Here is a 17,777-nt window from a genome sequence, read left to right as displayed (position 1 = left end):
GGGCCGACCCCTTCCCGTCACCGACCCCGTCGTGGACGGGGTCGGACAGGCTCGGCCACTCACGCAACAGGCGTTGAGCAAGAACCGAAGACGCTCAACGCACGTTGCACGAACACTGCGAGCATACGCTCACATTCGGTAGAGGTGTCAACACCTGTTTCCTCGCCCGGGGTAACTGCCACACTGTCGTTCACGCCGCGGAGGGATGAGGTAATGGTCGAAGGACGGGACTCGGGGCAACTGCCCCCACTCGACACGCTCGCGGCCCGGCTCGAGTACCTGTTCGAGAGCATCCGACCCACCCCCAAGGAGATCGGCGAGGCGGAGGCGGCGGGCCGCACCTACACCAACCGGGAGATCGCCGACAAGATCAACACCGTGGCGGCGGAGACCGGAGTGACGATCAGCGCCGCCTACGTCGGCGAACTACGCCGGGGCGTGGCACAGGACCCCCGGATGTCCCACATCCGTGCCCTGGCCCGCGCCTTCGGCGTCCACTCGGGATACTTCGTCGACGACGCCGCCGCCCGCCGGATCACCGAACAGATCGCCCTGCTCAGTGAGCTACGACGAATGGACGTCAGACAGGTGGCCCTGCGTCAGGTCCTCACCGACGCCGGGCTCTCCCCGACCGACACCCATCTCGTCGAACAGATGGTGGCCCGCCTGCGGGCCGTCGCCGACCAGGCCGCCACGGACCCGGCCCGACCGACCGGGGGCGGACCCGGACGGCGATGCTGATCCTCCGATGGCACAGCGCAGACGAGCGGGAGTACGCAGACGTGAAACTGCACCGACTTCGCAGACGCTGTGAACGTCTCCTCACCGACCTGGCTCTACCCGAACCGTTCGACCTGCACGAACTGTGCCGCGTCCTCGGCGAACGACGGGGACGGCCGCTGCGACTGATGCCGATCAGCCTGCCGATGCACACCGTCTGCGGGATGTGGGTGCCCACCGGGGACTTCGACGCCATCTTCTACGAGCAGGACACCTCCGCGCTGCACCAGATGCTGATCATCGGACACGAGGTCGGACACCTGCTCGCCGGGCACCGGGCCACCGCCGTGCTCGACGCCGACGCGTCCCGGCTGCTCCTGCCCGACCTCGACCCCCAACTGGTCCGACGGTTCCTCGGACGCAGCAACTACGACGCCGACGCCGAACGCGAGGCCGAGATGATCGGTTCGTTGCTGCTGCGGCGGACCCGTGACTCGCACGGCGACATCCCCGATCCGCCGCTGCACGGCGACCAGGCCGAGCTGTACGGCAGACTGCGCCGTTCACTGGAACACCCGGACCGGTGATGGCCGCCGCCCTCTACACCCTCTGCGCCGTCGCCGGTTGGTTCGCCTTCGGATACATGGTGCGGCTGCAACGACGCCGCCCCAGCCCACCCCGCCGCGCCATCTGCGTGGCCTTCGGCGCCTTCGCCGCCGGGGTCACACTGGCCGTGGCACCGGTGGCGAACCTCGTCGACCAGGCCACCGGCCTGCCCAACCTGGCCAAGGTCGTCTCACACGGATGCGCCCTGACCATCGCGGCGAGCGCCCAGAACATGCTGCTGCACCTCTCCCTGCCGGCCGATCGGGCGTCCGCCCGCAGTCGGCGGTGGATCTGGTTCACCGGTGGGGCCTTCGCCGTCATGGTCGCCCTGTTCGCCCACACCCTCGGCTACCCCGAACCGGTCCGGTTGACAGTCGAGTACGCCACCGACCCGGTGGTCACCGCGTACCTGCTGATCTTCATGGTGACCGGGTTCCTGGCGTACTGCGTGGACATCACCCGACTCTGCTGGCGTTTCGCCCGCATCTGCGGCCGACCGTGGCTACGCCGGGGACTGCGGGTCACCGCCGTCGGCGCGGGCTTCGCCCTGCTCTACAGCGCCAACAAGATCGGCTACCTGCTCGCCCACCGGGCCGGGTCACAGCCCGCCGGGGAGGAACAGATCGCCGCGGTGCTGGTGACGATCAGTGCACTGCTGATGCTCACCGGATTGACGATGCCGGCGTGGGGTCCGCTGTTCGCCGTCACCCGCCGCCTCGACGACCTGCGCGCCTGGCGGCGACTCCATCCACTGTGGCGGGACGTCGTCGCCGCCCTCCCCGAACTGGAACTCGACGACAGCCTGCGCCGACCGCTGACCGCCCTGCGGGACAGCGAGTACGCCCTGACCCGGCGGGTGGCCGAGATCCGCGACGGGCGGCTGGCCCTGCGCCCGTACCTCGACACCGCCGTCACCGCGACCGCCTGTCGTCTCGCCGACGCCGCCGGCCTGACCGGCGACGACCGGCGGGCCACAGTGGAGGCCGCGCAGCTCGCCTGCGCGCTGCGGGCCCGCCGGGCCGGCACCCCCGCCGACGACCCGCAACCCGCCGACGACCTGCACCGCCCGAGCGGCGGCTACGCCGGGGAGGTCGCCTGGCTGTCCCTGGTCACCGACGCGTACGCGCACAGTCCGGTGGTGACAGCGACGCTGTCCGCGCCCGTGGCGGCGGTGGGAGACTCCCCGGGATGAGGCAGCGTTACGCGAACCTGGCCCGGATCCGCGCCCTCGACCCGGAACGGGATTATCTGGCCATCTACCAGACCATGCTGCGTCTGGAGTTCCCCTGGGACCTCAAGCTCGGCCTCAACCTGGCCTTCACCAGGTCCTTCTCGGTGCCGGCCGTCGCCGCCGTGCACGTGGGCACCGGTGAGCTGACCGAGCGCACCCAGAAGCGCCTGGACGACACCGGACTGTTGATGTACGAACTGGTGCTCAACGGCTTCGACGATCCCCGGGGTCGGGAGGCGCTGCGCCGGATCAACCAGATCCACCGCCGGTACGCCATCCCCGCCGACCACTACCGGTACGTCCTGGGCTGTCTGGTCGTCGTCCCCACCCGGTGGCTGGACCGGTACGGGTGGCGCCGCCTCTGCTGCCACGAACGGCAGGCCACCCACGCGTTCTACCGGGAACTCGGCCGACGGATGGGCGTCGACGCCGTCCCCGACACGTACGCGGAGTTCGAGGCGTGGTTCGACGCGTACGACGCCGCCCACCTGCGCCCCAACGACGACGCCGCCGCCATCGAGCGGGCCACCCGGACGCTGATGCTCACCCGGGTCCCCACCGCCCTGGCCCCGCTGGGCAACGCGCTGGTCGGTGCCGTCTACGACGGGCCGCTGCGTCGGGCCACCCGGGTCGACGACCCGCCCCTGACGGTCCGGGGCGGGCTGCACGCCGCCCTGCGGGTCCGGGCCCGGTGGCAGCGCTGGTTCGGCCGCCCCCGGACCGTCGCACTCTTCACCGACGGGATCCGCACCCGCACCTACCCCGACGGGTACGAGATCAGCCGGTTGGGCCCGGACCCCGGGGACAGGGCCACCGGCTGACCAGACTCGTGGGCCGGGGTCGGTGGGCGTCAGCTCGTGACCCGGAAGGTGGCGTCGGCGCGGGCCTGCGCGTCGCCGATCGGGTCCAACCGCAGCAGGTAGCCGTAGTGCCGCAGGTACCGGTCCGGATGGCGGTACGACCGGAACGACGTCCAGGCTCCGTCGGCGAGCCCGGTGACCCGTTGGAAGGTGGCGTCTGCGGCGAAGGTCGTGCTGCCGTCGGCCGGGGCGAGGACGAGGTCGAAGCCCTCCTGTCGCAGGTGGTACCCGGGATAGTTGACAGACTCGAAGGAGACGTACGCCGAGCCGCCGGCCAGCCCCGGCCTGAGCCGGAAATGGGCGTCCTGGGCGGGGCTGACGTTGGCGTCGATCCGTACGTCGAAGTTCGCGTGACGCACGTACCGGTCCGGGTAGTTGTACGACTGGATGCGGTTCGTCGGGGCGGCGGTCCCCCACCGGGCCAACACCCGGCTCTCCTCGGCGGCGGTCAGGTTGAGAATCGAGCCGTGCCGCTTGCGGGTGCCCCCCATCCCGTAGTCCCCCCGGGTCCGGAAGTTGCCGGTGCTACCCAGATTCGTCGAGGTCACCGGCAGGTAGCCGCGCCCGGTGGCGTACTGGTCGAGCCAGAGCGTCCACTCGTCGCGGCCGTTGAACCGGGCCCACATCGGACCCTCGACGACGTTCCCGCCGGTCGCCCCGTTCGAGATGCCCAGGTGGGACAGGTTGCCCAGGGTCGTCCAGGTGCCCAGCACCGAATTGGCGGCCTCGACGGTGATGTGACCGTCGGCCGACGCCCGGTAGTACCGGTAGCCGCCCACGCTCTCGGGCACCTCGACGATCTGCGTGTCGATGATCCCCTGGGTTCCCGGGCGCTCGATGTAGAGCTGCGCCGCGGTGAAGGTACGGAAGTCGCTGGTGCGGGCGGAGTAGATCCGGTGCTTCGTCACCCCGTTACGGGCGGCGTTGGTGGCCCAGTAGACGACCCAGTCACCGGTGGCCGGGTTCCAGATCGCCTCCGGTGCCCACGCGTTGCCCGCCCCGGGGACCGACCCGGCGACGTTCACCAGCCGGGGCGCGGACCAGGTCACCAGGTCGGTCGACTCCCACACCACGAGCGACGTGCTGCCCCGGTTCGCCGCATCGTTCCAGGAGGTCCCGCTGGCGATGCGCAGATCGGTCGCGACGATCCAGTAGCGGTCCCCGGCCGGGGACCGGACCAGCGCGGGGTCCCGGACCCCCCGGGTGCCGACGGTGGAGAGCAGGACCGGTGCTCCGCCGTTGAGGTCCCGCCAGTTCAGTCCGTCCTGGCTGTGGGCGAGGTAGATCTGCTCTCCGGTGGCCGACTCCCCGGTGAAGTGGGCCATCAGGTAACCGGTGAAGGGGCCCACGGCAGCGGTCGCCGCCGTTCGGGAGATCGCCGCCGACGAGGCGAAGACCAGGCAGGCCAGGACGAGCACCACGCCCAGACGGGCCGGACCTCTCACCATCACGGACTCCTACGGCTCGGTGACGACGCTCGGAACACAACACGTGTGAGCGTTCACATCCTCGCCGCATGAAACGATGCATGTCAATACGTTGCCGCCGGATCGTCCCGCAGACGCAGTGCTCCGCATGGCGATCCACCAGCGACCCGAACGAGACCCGCTCCACCACGACGAGGGAGATTTCGACATGTGTCATCCCAGGTGGAGCAGCGCTCCGGTAGGGCTCAACACCTGGTCCGCACCGCAGCCGGGCGGCTGGACCCGCACGGCGCACCGATGCCGCAGCTGAGGGCCGCGCCCGGCACCGACCACGAGGCCGTGGCCGCAGCAGTCACCAGCCACCCCGGACTCTCCTCGGTCCTGCTGCGGGGCACCGCCTGTCGCCTGCTCGGACTCGCCGAGCCCGACCGGCGCGGAAAGGCCGGGCCACCCCCTCCCCCGGCACCGCCGAGGCACTGGGGGACGACCGAGGAGTAGGGACCTCCGGGGCGGGATCCGCTGCGGCGACCGGAACGGGGACGTCGGCGAGACCCGTCCATCGACGCCCGACAACCGTCCGGTGGAGACGGACGTTACGAGAACGTTACCCGTCGATGGCATGACTCGTGTTGACCATCACCGATGTGAGCGCTAACACTAGGCCGGGGGAACGACGTCCGGCTGGTCGACAGCATCCGGTCCTGGGGAAGGAACAAGGCTGTGAGCAGGAAACTTTTTGCCGCACTCGGTGGTGTCGCGCTCGCCCTGAGCATGGTGGCCTGTAGCGGGGACGGCGCCGGTGGTGGCGGTGACACCAGCGACAAGAAGCCCTCGGAGCTGACCATCGGGGTCTCGATGCCGACCCAGACCTCGGAACGGTGGATCGCCGACGGCAACGCGGTCAGGGAGAAGCTGGAGGCCAAGGGATACAAGGTCGACCTCCAGTACGCCGGGGACGACATCCCGACCCAGTCGCAGCAGGTCGACCAGATGATCACTCGTGGGGCGGACGTCCTCGTCGTCGCGGCGATCGACGGCACCGCCCTGAGCGGGCAGCTCCAGGCCGCCTCGGAGGCGGGCATCCCGGTGGTCTCCTACGACCGGCTGATCCTCAACAGCCCCCACGTCGACTTCTACGTCAGCTTCGACAACTACAAGGTCGGCGTCGCCCAGGGCACCGCCCTGCTCACCGGGCTGGGCCTGCTGAACAAGGACGGCTCGAAGGGCAACGCCACCGGGCCGTTCAACGTGGAGATCTTCGCCGGGTCGCTCGACGACAACAACACGCAGTACTTCTTCAACGGGGCGATGGAGACCCTCAAGCCGTTTCTCGACGACAAGTCGCTCGTGGTGAAGTCCGGGCAGACCCGCATCGAGCAGGCGGCGATCCTGCGGTGGCAGCAGGAGCCCGCGCAGAAGCGGATGGAGGACCTGCTCACCTCGTCCTACCGCGACGGTACGCAGGTGCACGGGGTGCTGTCGCCGTACGACGGGATCTCCCGGGGCATCATCACCGCCCTGCAGAACGACGGGTACGGGACGTCGGCCAAGCCGGTCCCGGTGATCACCGGGCAGGACGCCGAGATCGCCTCGGTCAAGCTGATCGACGTGGGGGTCCAGGGTTCCACTGTCTTCAAGGACACCCGGCAGCTCGCCGAGCGGGCGGTCATCGCGGCGGAGTCGTTCCTCCAGGACAAGACGCCCGAGGCAAACGACACCACCACCTACAACAACAAGGTCAAGGTGGTCCCCGCGTACCTCCTGCCGATCCAGACCGTCTACAAGGAGGACATCAAGTCCGCGCTCGTCGACTCCGGCTACTGGACGGCCGAGGAGGTCGCCGCCGGTCAGGCCAAGGGCTGAACGGCACGCAGCGGTCCGTCGACGGTCCACCGCTCCCGACGACGGTGGACCGCCGACCCGCAGCCGGCAGACCACTCACGTTCCACCGACCAGGAGGCTGACGTGGACGACAACATCCTCGAGATGCGTCACATCACGAAGACCTTCGCCGGGGTGGCGGCGCTGCAGGACGTCTCCCTGACGGTCCGGCGCGGTGAGATCCACGCCGTCTGCGGTGAGAACGGGGCCGGGAAGTCGACGCTGATGAAGGTGCTCTCCGGGGTCCACCCGGCGGGCTCCTACGACGGCGAGATCGTCGTCGACGGGGCTCCGGTGCACGTCAGGAGCATCCGCGACAGCGAGCGGCTCGGTGTCGTGATCATCCATCAGGAACTCGCCCTGGTGCCGCACCTGTCGATCGCGGAGAACATCTTCCTCGGCAACGAGGTCCGGGGACGCGGCGGCCTGATCGACTGGCACCGGGCCAACGCCGACGCCGCGACGCTGCTGGCCTCGGTGGGCCTGCGGGAGAACCCGGTCACCCCGGTCGTGCAGCTCGGGGTCGGCAAGCAGCAGTTGGTGGAGATCGCCAAGGCGCTGTCCAAGAAGGTCAGACTGCTCATCCTCGACGAGCCGACCGCCGCGCTCAACGACGTCGACTCGGCACACCTGCTCGACCTGCTGCGACGCCTGCGGGAACGCGGGATCACCTGCATCATGATCTCGCACAAGCTCAACGAGATCACCGCGATCGCCGACACCATCACGGTGATCCGGGACGGCCGGACCGTCGACCGTCTCGACGTCGCCGCCGGCGGGGTCACCCAGGAACGGATCATCCGGGCCATGGTGGGACGGGACCTCACCAGCTTCTACCCGGACCGGGTGAGCGCGCCGGGGGCGGAGGTGCTGCGCGTCGAGGACTGGTCGGTACGCCACCCCACCCAGGACCGCCTGGTGGTCGACGGGGTCGGTCTGAGCGTACGGGCCGGCGAGGTGGTGGGTATCGCCGGTCTGATGGGCGCCGGCCGGACCGAACTGGCGATGAGCGTCTTCGGCCGGTCCTACGGTCGCGACGTCACAGGTCGCCTCTTCGTCCACGGCCGTCAGGTCCAGGCCCGGACCGTCGCCGAGGCGATCCGCAACGGCATCGCGTACGCCACCGAGGACCGCAAGCGGTACGGCCTCAACCTGATCGAGGACATCAGGCGCAACGTCTCGGCCGCCGCGCTCGACAGGCTGGCCCGCCTCGGATGGGTCGACGACAACGAGGAGATCCGGGTCGCCGAGGCGAGTCGGCGTGACCTGAACATCAAGTCGTCGAGCGTGATGGCCGTGGTCGGGAAGCTCTCCGGCGGCAACCAGCAGAAGGTCGTGCTGTCGAAGTGGCTGTTCACCGACCCGGACGTGCTGATCCTCGACGAGCCGACGCGCGGCATCGACGTGGGGGCGAAGTACGAGATCTACACCATCGTCAACCGCCTGGTGGCCGCCGGGAAGGCCGTCGTGCTCATCTCCTCCGAGCTGCCGGAACTGCTCGGCATGTGCGACCGCATCTACACGCTGGCGGCGGGCCGGATCACCGGTGAGGTGCCGGTGGGCGCGGCCACCCAGGAGGGCCTCATGCAGCTCATGGCCAAGGACAAGGACCGGGTGGGATGAAGAACACCGAGACCGCGCCGACCGTGGACGGCGAGCCGACCGGCGGTGCGCAGGCCGCCGCCCTGCACGCCGGCACCAGCGACCCCCGTCAGCTGATCATGCGGAACCTGCGACAGAGCGGCATCTACATCGCCCTGGTCGTCATCGTCGCGCTCTTCACGATCCTGACCGGCGGTACGTTGTTGAGCCCCGGCAACATCACCAACGTCGTCCTGCAGTACTCGTACATCCTGGTGCTCGCGATCGGCATGGTCATCGTGATCATCGGTGGGCACATCGACCTGTCGGTCGGCTCGGTGGTGGCGCTCACCGGGGCGGTCAGCGCCGTCCTGGTGATCAGGGAGGGGCACGACTGGTGGGTCGGGGTCCTGGCCGCCCTGGCGGTGGGGGCGGCCGTCGGCGCGTGGCACGGCTTCTGGGTGGCCTACGCCGGGATTCCCGCGTTCATCGTGACCCTGGCCGGGATGCTGCTGTTCCGTGGTCTCACCCTGCGGGTGCTCGACAACGTCTCGCTGTCGCCCTTCCCCGGCGAGTACCAGCAGATCGCCGCCGGATTCCTCAACGGACTGCTCGGCGGTGCCGGGTACGACGCGTTCACCCTGTTCATCGGGGCGTTCGGGGTGGCCGGGTACGCCGTCGGCGGGTTCCGGACCCGGGTGGCCCGGATCAGGTACGGGCAGCCGGTCGAGTCGTTCCCCCTCTTCGTCACCCGGGTCCTGCTGGTCGGCACGGTGATCATGTACTTCGCCTGGCAGTTGGCGAACCACCGGGGACTGCCTATCGTCCTGATCATCCTCGCCGTCCTGGTCCTGGCGTACGGCATGGTGACCCGGCGTACGGTCTTCGGCCGACAGGTGTACGCCATCGGCGGCAACCTGCCCGCGGCGATGCTCTCCGGGGTGAAGGTCAGGACGGTCAACTTCTGGATCTTCGTCAACATGGGTCTCCTCTCCGCCGTGGCCGGGGTCATCTACTCCTCCCGCTCGAACGGGGCGCAGCCGGCGGCGGGGAACATGTTCGAGCTGGACGCCATCGCGGCGGCCTTCATCGGTGGTGCGGCGGTCACCGGCGGCGTCGGCACCGTCGTGGGTGCCGTGGTCGGGGGCCTGATCATGGCGGTGATGAGCAACGGCATGCAGTTGATGAGCGTGGACCAGTCGGTGCAGTCGGTGGTGAAGGGTCTGGTGCTGCTCGTCGCTGTCGCCTTCGACGTGTACAACAAGCGCCGCGCCGCCGGGTCCCGCTGAACCACGGCGGCGCGGTGAGGTGTTCGCCGGTCAGTCGGCGGTGTCCCCGGACCGGGCCAGGAACCGTTCGAAGTCGGACCGCCGGATCGGGTCGATCACCCCGCCCCGCTGCGCCCACCAGGTCGGCGTGGGCGGGACGTAGTCGTCCTCCAGCAGGTCGACGTCGAAGTTCTCGCTCGACCGGGGCATCAGCATCACCAGGGGCTTGAGGTGGTCGCCGCCGGGCCGGTTGGCCGCCGCCGCGACGGCGTCCCGCCAGGTGTCGTAGTCGACGAGCTTGACCGGGTGCCCGGCGTCGGTGAGCCAGCCGAACATCTCCATCCACCGCACCCGGGTCTCACTGATCAGGTGGTAGCAGCCACCGACGGCCTCCGGGCGGGAGGCGACCGCCACGATCCCGGCCGCGATCCGGTCCACCGGCGTCAGGGTCATCGAGTAGTCGGCCTCCGGGGCGCACCCCAGCTGGAGACAGGCCGACAGGATCCGGGAGAACTGGTCGACCGGGTTGGCGACCCCGGTGGCGGTGTCCCAGGACACCTTGGCCATCCGGTACATGGTGGTCGGCAGGCCCCGCCGGGCGGCCTCCCGGACCAGGTTCTCCGCCACCCACTTGGTCTGGCCGTACCCGTTGGAGTTGGCCGACGGCGGGTCGACCTGGACGCTGCGCTCGTCCACCGGACCGGCGTCGAAGGTGTCGGCGGTGAACACCGACATCGTCGACACGTGGTGCAGCGGGGTGACCGGGCCGGTGCAGGCCAACCGGATCACCTCCCGGGTGCCCTCGATGTTGACCGCCCGCATCGCCGCGTACGGGTGCACGGCGCTGACGCTGGCACCGCAGTGGTAGATCGCGGCGACCGACCCGGCCAGCTCGGCCCAGCGCCCGGGGTCGAGGCCCAGCCGTGGCTCGCCCAGGTCACCGGCGACGACCCGGACCCGGTCGGCGAACGCCGGATGGTCGACAGACCACGTGCGCAGCGTCGCCAGGAGCCGTTCGCGTGCCCGGGTGTCGTCGGCGCCGCGCACCAGACACACGATCGGGTTGTCGGTCCGGTCGAGCAGTTCCCGCAGCAGGAACGCGCCGACGAAACCGGTGGCACCGGTGAGCAGCAGGGGTCCGTCCGGGGCGGCGGCGGGCCCCGCCGGTCGGATCGTCGCGTCGAGCTGTGAGTCGGCGACCATCCGCCGGGTCAGCTCGGCGGTGTCCCCACCGAGCAGGTGCCGGGACAGCTCGGTGATGGTCGGGTAGGCCACCGCGTCCATCGGGGACATGGTCAGCCCGAGATCGGCGGCCTCGGCCGCCACCCGGAGTCCGGACAGCGAGTCGGCGCCCAGGTCGAGCAGGTCGTCGTCCATGCCGATCCGGTCGACCCCGAGCACCCGTTCCCAGATCTCGGCCAGCCGCCGTTCGGTGGCGTTGCGCGACGCCACGTACGGGGTGCCGGTCTGGGCGCTCACGCCGTCCGGCGACGGCAGGCTCCGACGGTCGATCTTGCCGGCCGCGCTGCGGGGCAACGTGTCCAGGACCACCAGGAGTCCGGGCACCATGTACTCCGGCAGGCTGCGGCGCAGCAGGTCACGCAGTTCGTCCACTGACGGGCGGGACGTCGACGGGCACCCGACGTACCCGACGAGTCGCCGGTCCCCCGCCTCGTCGGTGTGCGCCACGACGACCGCCTCGGCGACCGAGGGGTGGGCCAGCAGCGCCGACTCCACCTCGCCCGGTTCGATCCGGTAGCCCCGGACCTTGATCTGGTCGTCGGCCCGACCGAGGAACTCCAGGTCCCCGTCGTCCCGGTAGCGGGCCACGTCACCGGTGCGGTAGAGCCGGTCACCGGGGGGCCCGTACGGGTCGGGGACGAACCGCTCGGCGGTCAGGCCGGGCCGGTCGTGGTAGCCCCGGGCCACCCCCGCACCGCCGAGGTACAGCTCACCGGGGACCCCCACCGGCACCGGGTGGAGGCGGTCGTCGAGGACGTACACCCGGGTGTTGGCGATCGGACGGCCGATGGCCACCGGCACCGCCTGGTCGCCGTCGGCGTCGACCTCGTGGACGATGCAGCCGACGACGGTCTCGGTGGGGCCGTACTCGTTGACGACTGTGACCTGCGGAGCGATCTGCCGCCAGGCGAGCACGCTCTCGCGCGGCAACTGCTCCCCACCGACCACGAACACGCCGACCCGGTCGACGACGGTGCGCGAGGGCAGCAGGCCGCGCAGCAGGTCGAGGTGGCCGGGGGTGAGCTTGACCAGGTCCAGTCCGGTGCCGTCGGCGAGCATCCGGGCCACCGCCTCGACCTCCTCACCGGGCGGCAGGAGGGTCACCGTACGGCCGCTGGTCAGCGGGACCAGCAGGTTCGTCACGGTGAGGTCGAAGGCTACGGAGCCCAGCATCGGGGCACCGCCGCCGCCCGGGTGGGTGTACCGGCCGACCGCCCAGGTCAGGTAGTTGACCAGACCCCGGTGGGTGACCATGACCCCCTTCGGGGCGCCGGTGGAGCCGGAGGTGTAGATGCCGTACACCAGGTTGTCGGGGTGCAGGCGACGCGGGACCGGGCCGTCCGGGTGACCGGCGATCGCCGGCCAGTCACCGTCGAGGTAGCTCACCGGGATCGGCAGCGGGGGCAGTCGCCCGTCGAGGTGGTCCTGGGTGAGCAGCACCGACGCCCCGGCGTCGCGCAGCGCGAAGGCCAGCCGCTCCGACGGGTGCGAGGGGTCCAACGGCAGGTACGCCGCCCCCGCCTTGACCGCGCCGAGGATCCCCACCAGCAGCTCCAGGCCGGGTTCGGCGTACACGCCGACGAAGTGGTCCGGACCGACCCCGTGGGCGCACAGGTGGTGGGCGAGTCGGTTGGCCCGGCCGTCGAGTTCGCGGTAGCTGAGGGTGCGGCCGTCGGCGAGCACCGCGGCGACCGCGTCGGGGGTGGCGGCGGCCTGCCGTTCGAAGAGGGTGGGCAGGTCGGTGGCGGGCACCGGCACGTCGGTCTCGTTCCACTCCGACAGCAGTCGACGCCGCTCGTCGGCGGGCAGGTACGTCGCCGACGCGTCACCGTCGGGGTCGGCGGCCATCGCCGCCAGCACCAGCCGGTACATGGCGGCCAGCCGCTCCCCGTTGGCCCGACTGATCGCCTCGGGGTGCATCCGCAGGTTGATCAGGCCCTGCCGGAACGCGGTGACGGAGAGCCGGAACTCGATCTGGGAATCGTCGATGCTGGCCCCGAAGTCGACGAGTTCGGTGTCGACGGTGCGGAAGTCGAGGTAGTTGAACATGACGTCGACCAGTCGGCGACCGGCGGAGAACTCCCGCTGCATGGCCGGCATCGGGTACCGCCGGTGCGACCAGAGCTCGATCTCCTGGGCGAAGACGTCCTTGACCAGGTGCCGCCAGGTGGGGGCGGTCAGCTCGAAGGGGAACGGCACGGTGTTGAGGAACAGGCCCAGGAGACGGTCGGCCCCGGCCACCTCCGGGCGGGTGTCGCAGACCAGTCCGTCGAAGAACCGCCGCTCGTCGGTGAGCATGCTGAGCACCTTCAGGTGGGCAGCGTGCAGGACCGCCTTGATCGGCACCTCCGCCGTACGGGCCAGTTCCCGCAGCCCCTCCTCCAGGTCGTGGAACATCACCTCGACCCGGATCGGGGCACCCGGGCCGGCACCGTCCTGCCACCCGGGGGGCAGGGCGAACCGGCTGTGTCCCTCGACGACGCCCCGCCAGTAGTCGCGGTCCTCGGTGGAGGCGAGCGCTGCCTGCTCGGCGGCGATGAAGTCGGCGTACCTGACGCCGAGGCGGTCCTGCGGCGGGGCCGGGTGCCCGTCACGCAGCTGCCGGTAGCAGGTCAACAGCTCCATCAGGAGCAGGTGGTAGCTCCACCCCTCCATGATCGGGTGACACTCGGTGATCACCAGGGACCAGTGCGAGTCGGTGCGGACCACCGCGTGCAGGCGCAGCAGGGCGGGGACCGCCAGGTCGAACAGTTCGCGCCGCTCGGCCGCCATCCGGCTGCGGACCACCTCGTCCTGCTCGGCCGGGGAGAGGTGCCGGACGTCCTGGGCGCTGGTCGGCAGGTGGGCGGTGCGGTGGATCAGTTGCAGCGGCTGGGAGTAGCCGACCAGGTCGAATCCGGTCCGCAGCACGTCCTGCCGCTGCACCAGGAGCCGGACGGCGGCCTCGAAGGCGGGCAGGTCGAAGGGCTTGTCGTCGCGCAGCTGGTAGGTGGTGGCGTTGTGGTAGTAGTTCACCGAACCACCTGCCATCATCTCCACGACCATGCCGGCCTGGAGCATGGAGACCGGGAAGGCGTCCACCACGTCCTCGGGGAGCCGGGCCCGGTCCTCCTCGGAGATCAACCCGAACGGCGGTACGCCCGCCACCGCGCCGGTCACGGCGGGACGTTCGGCGGCCAGCGCGGCGAGTCCGGCCACCGTCGGGTTGGCGAAGACGTCGTCGACGGCCAGGTCCAGGCCGAGGTCACGCAGGTCACCGACGAGGGCCACCGCGCTGAGCGAGTCCCCGCCCAGGTCGAAGAAGTCGTCGTCGACCCCCACGTCGGCCAGGTCCAGGGTGCGGCGCAGGACGCCGGCGACCTGTTCCTCGGCCGGGTTCCGGGGGCCCACCAGTTGCGCGGTGGCGGCGGTGGCCGCCCGGTCCGGGTCGGGCAACGCCGCCAGGTCCACCTTGCCGTTGCTGGTCAACGGCAGCTCCGGGAGGGTCACCAGGTGAGCCGGGACCATGTGCTCGGGCAGCGCCGTGGCCAGGAACTCCCGTACGTCGTGGACGTCGGGGGTGGTCGCGTCGGCCGCGACGACGTACCCGACGAGCACCCGGGCACCGGCGGCGGTCTCGCGCAGGGTGACGGCCGCCTCCCGGACGTCGGGGTGCCGCCGCATCGCGGCCACCACCTCGCCGGGCTCGACCCGGTAGCCGCGCACCTTGAGCTGGTCGTCGGCCCGGCCGAGGAACTCGATCCCCCCATCGGGCAGGACGCGCGCCCGGTCCCCGGTGCGGTACAGCCGCGACCCGGCCGGGCCGTACGGGTCGGGTACGAACCGGTCGGCGGTGACCGCCGGCAGTCCGTGGTAGCCGTGGGCCAGCTGCACCCCGCCCAGGTGAAGGTCGCCTGCGACACCGATCGGCTGCGGGCGCAGCTCGGCGTCGAGACAGTACGCGGTGGTGCCCGGGGTGGCGTGTCCGATCGGCAGCAGGGCGGCGTCGGAGGCCGGCGGGCGGACGGTGTGGATCACGTTGGCGACGGTGTTCTCCGTCGGCCCGTACTCGTTGACAAGTGTGGTGTTCTCCCCGGCCAGCTCCCACCAGCGCCGGGCGAGCCGGGTGGGGAAGCCCTCACCGCCGACCACCAGGTGGTGGGCGAGCCGACCGGCCCGGTCGGCGGGAAGCTGGTGGACCAGCAGGTCGAGGTGGCCGGGGGTGAGCTTGAGGAAGCTGAACGGCTTGTCGTCGGCGGCCCGCAGCAGGGCCTCGGCCAGTCGGTGGCCGTCCAACCCGGCCGGGAGCAGGTGCACCGGTTGTCCCGCCGTCAGCGGCAGGTACAGCGTCGTGACGACCAGGTCGAAGGCGGTGGAGGAGAAGAGCGCCGCACCGTTGCCGTCGGCGCTCAGGTACCGCCCGGCCGCCCACCCCAGGTAGTTGGCGACCCCGGCGTGCCCGACCCGCACCCCCTTCGGTCGGCCGGTGCTGCCGGAGGTGTAGACCAGGTAGGCCACCGCCTGCGGGTCGACGGGGTCGGGCAGGTCGTCGGGGCTCTGGGCGTCGACCTCGGCGTGGTCGACGTCGACGCAGAACACGTCCCCGGCGTCGATCCGGTCCCGACAGGCCGCCTCGGTGACCACCAGGACCGCCCCGGCGTCGTCGAGGATGTGCGCCATCCGCTCGGCCGGGTCGTCCGGGTCGACGGGCACGTACGCCGCCCCCGCCCGCCACACCCCGAGCAGGGTGGGTACCAGGTCGGGGCCACGGTTGAGGCAGACGCCGACGACGGATCCGGGGGTGACACCCCGGGCGTGCAGCATCCGGGCGGTCTGGTTGGCGCGGGCGTGCAGCTGGGCGTACGTCATCAGGTGCCCGTCGGCGTGGACGGCGACGGCGTCGGGGGTGCGGGCGGCGTACGCGGCGACGGCCGCCTCCACCGACCGGGGCGGTGCCGGGGAGGCGTCGGGTCGGTCCGCCCCCGAGGCGAGGACCCGGGCCCGTTCGTCGGCGTCGAGGACGTCGACTGCCGACAGCGGGGCGTACGGGTTCCGGGCCACCGCGTCGAGCAGGGCCCGGTACTGGGCGGCGAACCGGTGCACGGTCTCCGCGTCGAACAGCGCCGTCGGGTACTCCACGACCCCGCGCAGCGTTCCGTCGGGCCGCTCCGTCAACTCCAGCCGCAGGTCGTGTTTGGCCACCGCGCCGGCCTGGTCGACAGCAGTCACCTCCAGACCGGGCATGGTGAAGGTGGACGGGGACGACTCGGCCATGTCGTACATCACCTGGAACAGCGGGGTCCGCGACTGGTCCCGGCCCCGTTCCACGTCGTCGACGAGGAACTGGACCGGCGCCTCCTGGTGGGTGAAGGCGTCCAGGACCGTGCTCCGGTTGCGGCCCAGCAGGTCGGCGAAGGTCGGGTCGCCGTCCCAGCGGGCCCGCAGGACGACGGTGTTGAGCAGGAACCCGATGAGGTGCTCCACCTCGGGGCGGCTCCGTCCGGCGACGGCGCTGCCCACCGCCACGTCCCGTTGTCCGCTCCACCGGGCCAGCAGCTCCTGGTAGGCGGTGACGCCGACGGTGAACAGGGTGGTGTCGTGGGCGCGGGCCAGGTCCCGCAACCGGCCGGTCAGCTCCGCCGGGACGGTGAACACCACCCGGTCCCCGGCCCAGCTGCGTCGCGCCGGACGGGGCCGGTCGGTGGGCAGTTCCAGGGGGGCGAGCCCGGTCAGGGTGTCACGCCAGTAGCCGAGTTGGGCGTCCAGCGTCGCCCCGGTGAGCCGGTCCCGCTGCCAGGCGGCGACGTCGGCGTACTGCACCGGCAGCGGCGGGAGGGTCGGGGCCGCCGCCGGGTCGACGACCTGGAGGTAGAGGGTGAACAGGTCGTTGATGAACACCCGCATCGACCAGCCGTCGAAGGCGATGTGGTGGAACACCACGGCGAGCAGGTGGTCGTCGTCGGCGAGTCGGACCACCCGGATCCGCACCGGGTGTTCCCGGCCCACGTCGAAGGGGACCTCGGCGTCGGCGGCGGCCAGGCGCAGGGCCTGTGGTTCCCGTTCGTCGGTCGGCAGGTGGGTCAGGTCGGTGCAGCGCAGCACCGACGTCGCCGGGGCCGGGTCGACGACCTGCACCGGTTCGGCGTCGGCGAGCTGGTAGCGGGTCCGCAGCACCTCGTGCCGTTCCAGCAGCCGGTGCCAGGCCTCGCCGAGGCCGGACAGGTCGAGTCGACCGGCGACGCGCAGGGTGATCGGGACCGCGTACTCGGGGCTCTGCGGGTCCAGGACGGTCAGGAACCACAACCGCTGCTGACCGTAGGAGACCGGCAGTCGCCCTCCCCGGTCGACCCGGGGGATGCCGTCGCGGCGGCGGGTACGGGTACCGGCGAGCCGTTGCCGGATCAGCGCCTCGCGTCGGGCGGCGGCGTCGATGACCTGGTCGGTGCTGTCCGTGCTCATGCTCGCTGGTCCCGTCTCGCTCACAGGTTCTGCTGGGGGTGCGGGCCCGCGTCGCGCAGCAGCGCGCCGAGCCAGTCGGGGTCGACGTCGGTGACCACGCCCTCGGCGACGAGGAAGTCACCGAGGGTCCGGGTGTCCCAGGTCGGGCCGGGTCGGCCGTAGGCCGCCGGTCCCCGGGCGACGACCTGACGGGCGTCCCGTTCCTCGTCACCGGTCGGCCTCGGGCGTTCCCCGCCGACGTAGTCGGGGTCGAACGAGGCGAACCCGTCGGCGTTGAAGTTGCGGATCACCGCGCGGACCCGGGCGACGTCGGTGACCACGTGCTGGGAGATCGAGGCGATGTTCGAGCCCTGGACGCTGAGCAGCACGATCTGGGCCCGCTGCCAGGTGACGGCGGGGGTGTCCGCCCCACCGGCCAGCCGCCACAGCTGCGTGACGTCGGCCGGGTCCGCGCGGTGATCCGCAACTTCAACGCCGACGGGTTCGCCTCGTTCGACCCCGACTACGTCGGCGGGGAACGCCC

11 protein-coding genes are annotated in these 17,777 nt (G+C 71.2%); 8 read left to right on the top strand and 3 right to left on the bottom strand.

Going from position 1 to position 17,777, the window contains the following annotated elements:
• Nucleotides 1–213 precede the first annotated feature (213 nt).
• The 4 genes from ABT336_RS17750 to ABT336_RS17735 are packed head-to-tail and all read left to right on the top strand — an operon-like array spanning nucleotide 214 to nucleotide 3,378.
• A complete protein-coding gene (locus ABT336_RS17750; protein ID WP_350897703.1) occupies nucleotides 214–741 on the top strand; it encodes a hypothetical protein in 528 nt (175 codons plus the stop codon).
• Complete coding sequence (locus ABT336_RS17745) at nucleotides 735–1,307, top strand: hypothetical protein (protein ID WP_350897702.1); 573 nt, start codon at nucleotides 735–737, stop codon at nucleotides 1,305–1,307. The genes ABT336_RS17750 and ABT336_RS17745 overlap by 7 nt, the downstream gene beginning before the upstream one ends.
• Nucleotides 1,307–2,518, top strand: a complete 1,212-nt coding sequence (locus tag ABT336_RS17740; RefSeq protein WP_350897701.1) for an MAB_1171c family putative transporter — start codon at nucleotides 1,307–1,309, stop codon at nucleotides 2,516–2,518. The genes ABT336_RS17745 and ABT336_RS17740 overlap by 1 nt, the downstream gene beginning before the upstream one ends.
• Nucleotides 2,515–3,378, top strand: coding sequence for an oxygenase MpaB family protein (locus ABT336_RS17735; protein ID WP_350897700.1), 864 nt, complete (start codon nucleotides 2,515–2,517; stop codon nucleotides 3,376–3,378). Before ABT336_RS17740 ends, ABT336_RS17735 begins: the two co-directional genes overlap by 4 nt.
• Nucleotides 3,379–3,407: 29 nt before the next feature.
• Here the strand turns inward: ABT336_RS17735 and ABT336_RS17730 are convergent, their stop codons facing one another.
• On the bottom strand, nucleotides 3,408–4,865 hold the full coding sequence (locus tag ABT336_RS17730) for an AbfB domain-containing protein (protein WP_350897699.1): 1,458 nt from the start codon (nucleotides 4,863–4,865) through the stop codon (nucleotides 3,408–3,410).
• A gap of 189 nt (nucleotides 4,866–5,054) precedes the next feature.
• Here ABT336_RS17730 and ABT336_RS17725 point away from each other — a divergent pair, with 189 nt between their 5' ends.
• The 4 genes from ABT336_RS17725 to mmsB all read left to right on the top strand — a co-directional run bounded on the left by ABT336_RS17725 (nucleotide 5,055) and on the right by mmsB (nucleotide 9,595).
• A complete protein-coding gene (locus ABT336_RS17725) occupies nucleotides 5,055–5,342 on the top strand; it encodes a hypothetical protein (RefSeq protein ID WP_350897698.1) in 288 nt (95 codons plus the stop codon).
• 222 nt (nucleotides 5,343–5,564) lie between these two features.
• Nucleotides 5,565–6,707 (top strand): multiple monosaccharide ABC transporter substrate-binding protein, encoded by a 1,143-nt coding sequence (gene chvE / locus ABT336_RS17720; RefSeq protein WP_350897697.1) that lies wholly within the window; start codon nucleotides 5,565–5,567, stop codon nucleotides 6,705–6,707.
• A 102-nt stretch (nucleotides 6,708–6,809) separates the two neighbouring features.
• Nucleotides 6,810–8,348 carry a multiple monosaccharide ABC transporter ATP-binding protein gene (gene mmsA / locus ABT336_RS17715; RefSeq protein WP_350897696.1) on the top strand — a complete coding sequence of 513 codons (1,539 nt, stop codon included), beginning with the start codon at nucleotides 6,810–6,812 and terminating at the stop codon, nucleotides 8,346–8,348.
• Nucleotides 8,345–9,595 (top strand): multiple monosaccharide ABC transporter permease, encoded by a 1,251-nt coding sequence (gene mmsB, locus ABT336_RS17710; RefSeq protein WP_350897695.1) that lies wholly within the window; start codon nucleotides 8,345–8,347, stop codon nucleotides 9,593–9,595. Before mmsA ends, mmsB begins: the two co-directional genes overlap by 4 nt.
• Before the next feature lie 30 nt (nucleotides 9,596–9,625).
• Here mmsB and ABT336_RS17705 read toward each other — a convergent pair whose 3' ends face one another.
• Nucleotides 9,626–17,254 carry a non-ribosomal peptide synthetase gene (locus ABT336_RS17705; protein ID WP_350897694.1) on the bottom strand — a complete coding sequence of 2,543 codons (7,629 nt, stop codon included), beginning with the start codon at nucleotides 17,252–17,254 and terminating at the stop codon, nucleotides 9,626–9,628.
• A gap of 20 nt (nucleotides 17,255–17,274) precedes the next feature.
• The coding region (locus tag ABT336_RS17700; RefSeq protein WP_350897693.1) for a COG3415 family protein at nucleotides 17,275–17,777 on the bottom strand (503 nt) is incomplete at its 5' end.

Source organism: Micromonospora sp. NPDC000207 (assembly GCF_040300925.1).
Taxonomy (GTDB): Bacteria; Actinomycetota; Actinomycetes; order Mycobacteriales; family Micromonosporaceae; genus Micromonospora.
This window is presented reverse-complemented; position numbering and strand designations above follow the sequence as displayed.

What these genes read in the sequence shown, in the direction of transcription:
- ABT336_RS17750 (WP_350897703.1), top strand. Translation starts at nt 214, where the DNA reads ATGGTCGAAGGACGGGACTCGGGGCAACTGCCCCCACTCGACACGCTC.
- ABT336_RS17745 (WP_350897702.1), top strand. Translation starts at nt 735, where the DNA reads ATGCTGATCCTCCGATGGCACAGCGCAGACGAGCGGGAGTACGCAGAC.
- ABT336_RS17740 (WP_350897701.1), top strand. Translation starts at nt 1,307, where the DNA reads ATGGCCGCCGCCCTCTACACCCTCTGCGCCGTCGCCGGTTGGTTCGCC.
- ABT336_RS17735 (WP_350897700.1), top strand. Translation starts at nt 2,515, where the DNA reads ATGAGGCAGCGTTACGCGAACCTGGCCCGGATCCGCGCCCTCGACCCG.
- ABT336_RS17730 (WP_350897699.1), bottom strand. Translation starts at nt 4,865, where the DNA reads ATGGTGAGAGGTCCGGCCCGTCTGGGCGTGGTGCTCGTCCTGGCCTGC.
- mmsB (WP_350897695.1), top strand. Translation starts at nt 8,345, where the DNA reads ATGAAGAACACCGAGACCGCGCCGACCGTGGACGGCGAGCCGACCGGC.
- ABT336_RS17705 (WP_350897694.1), bottom strand. Translation starts at nt 17,254, where the DNA reads ATGAGCACGGACAGCACCGACCAGGTCATCGACGCCGCCGCCCGACGC.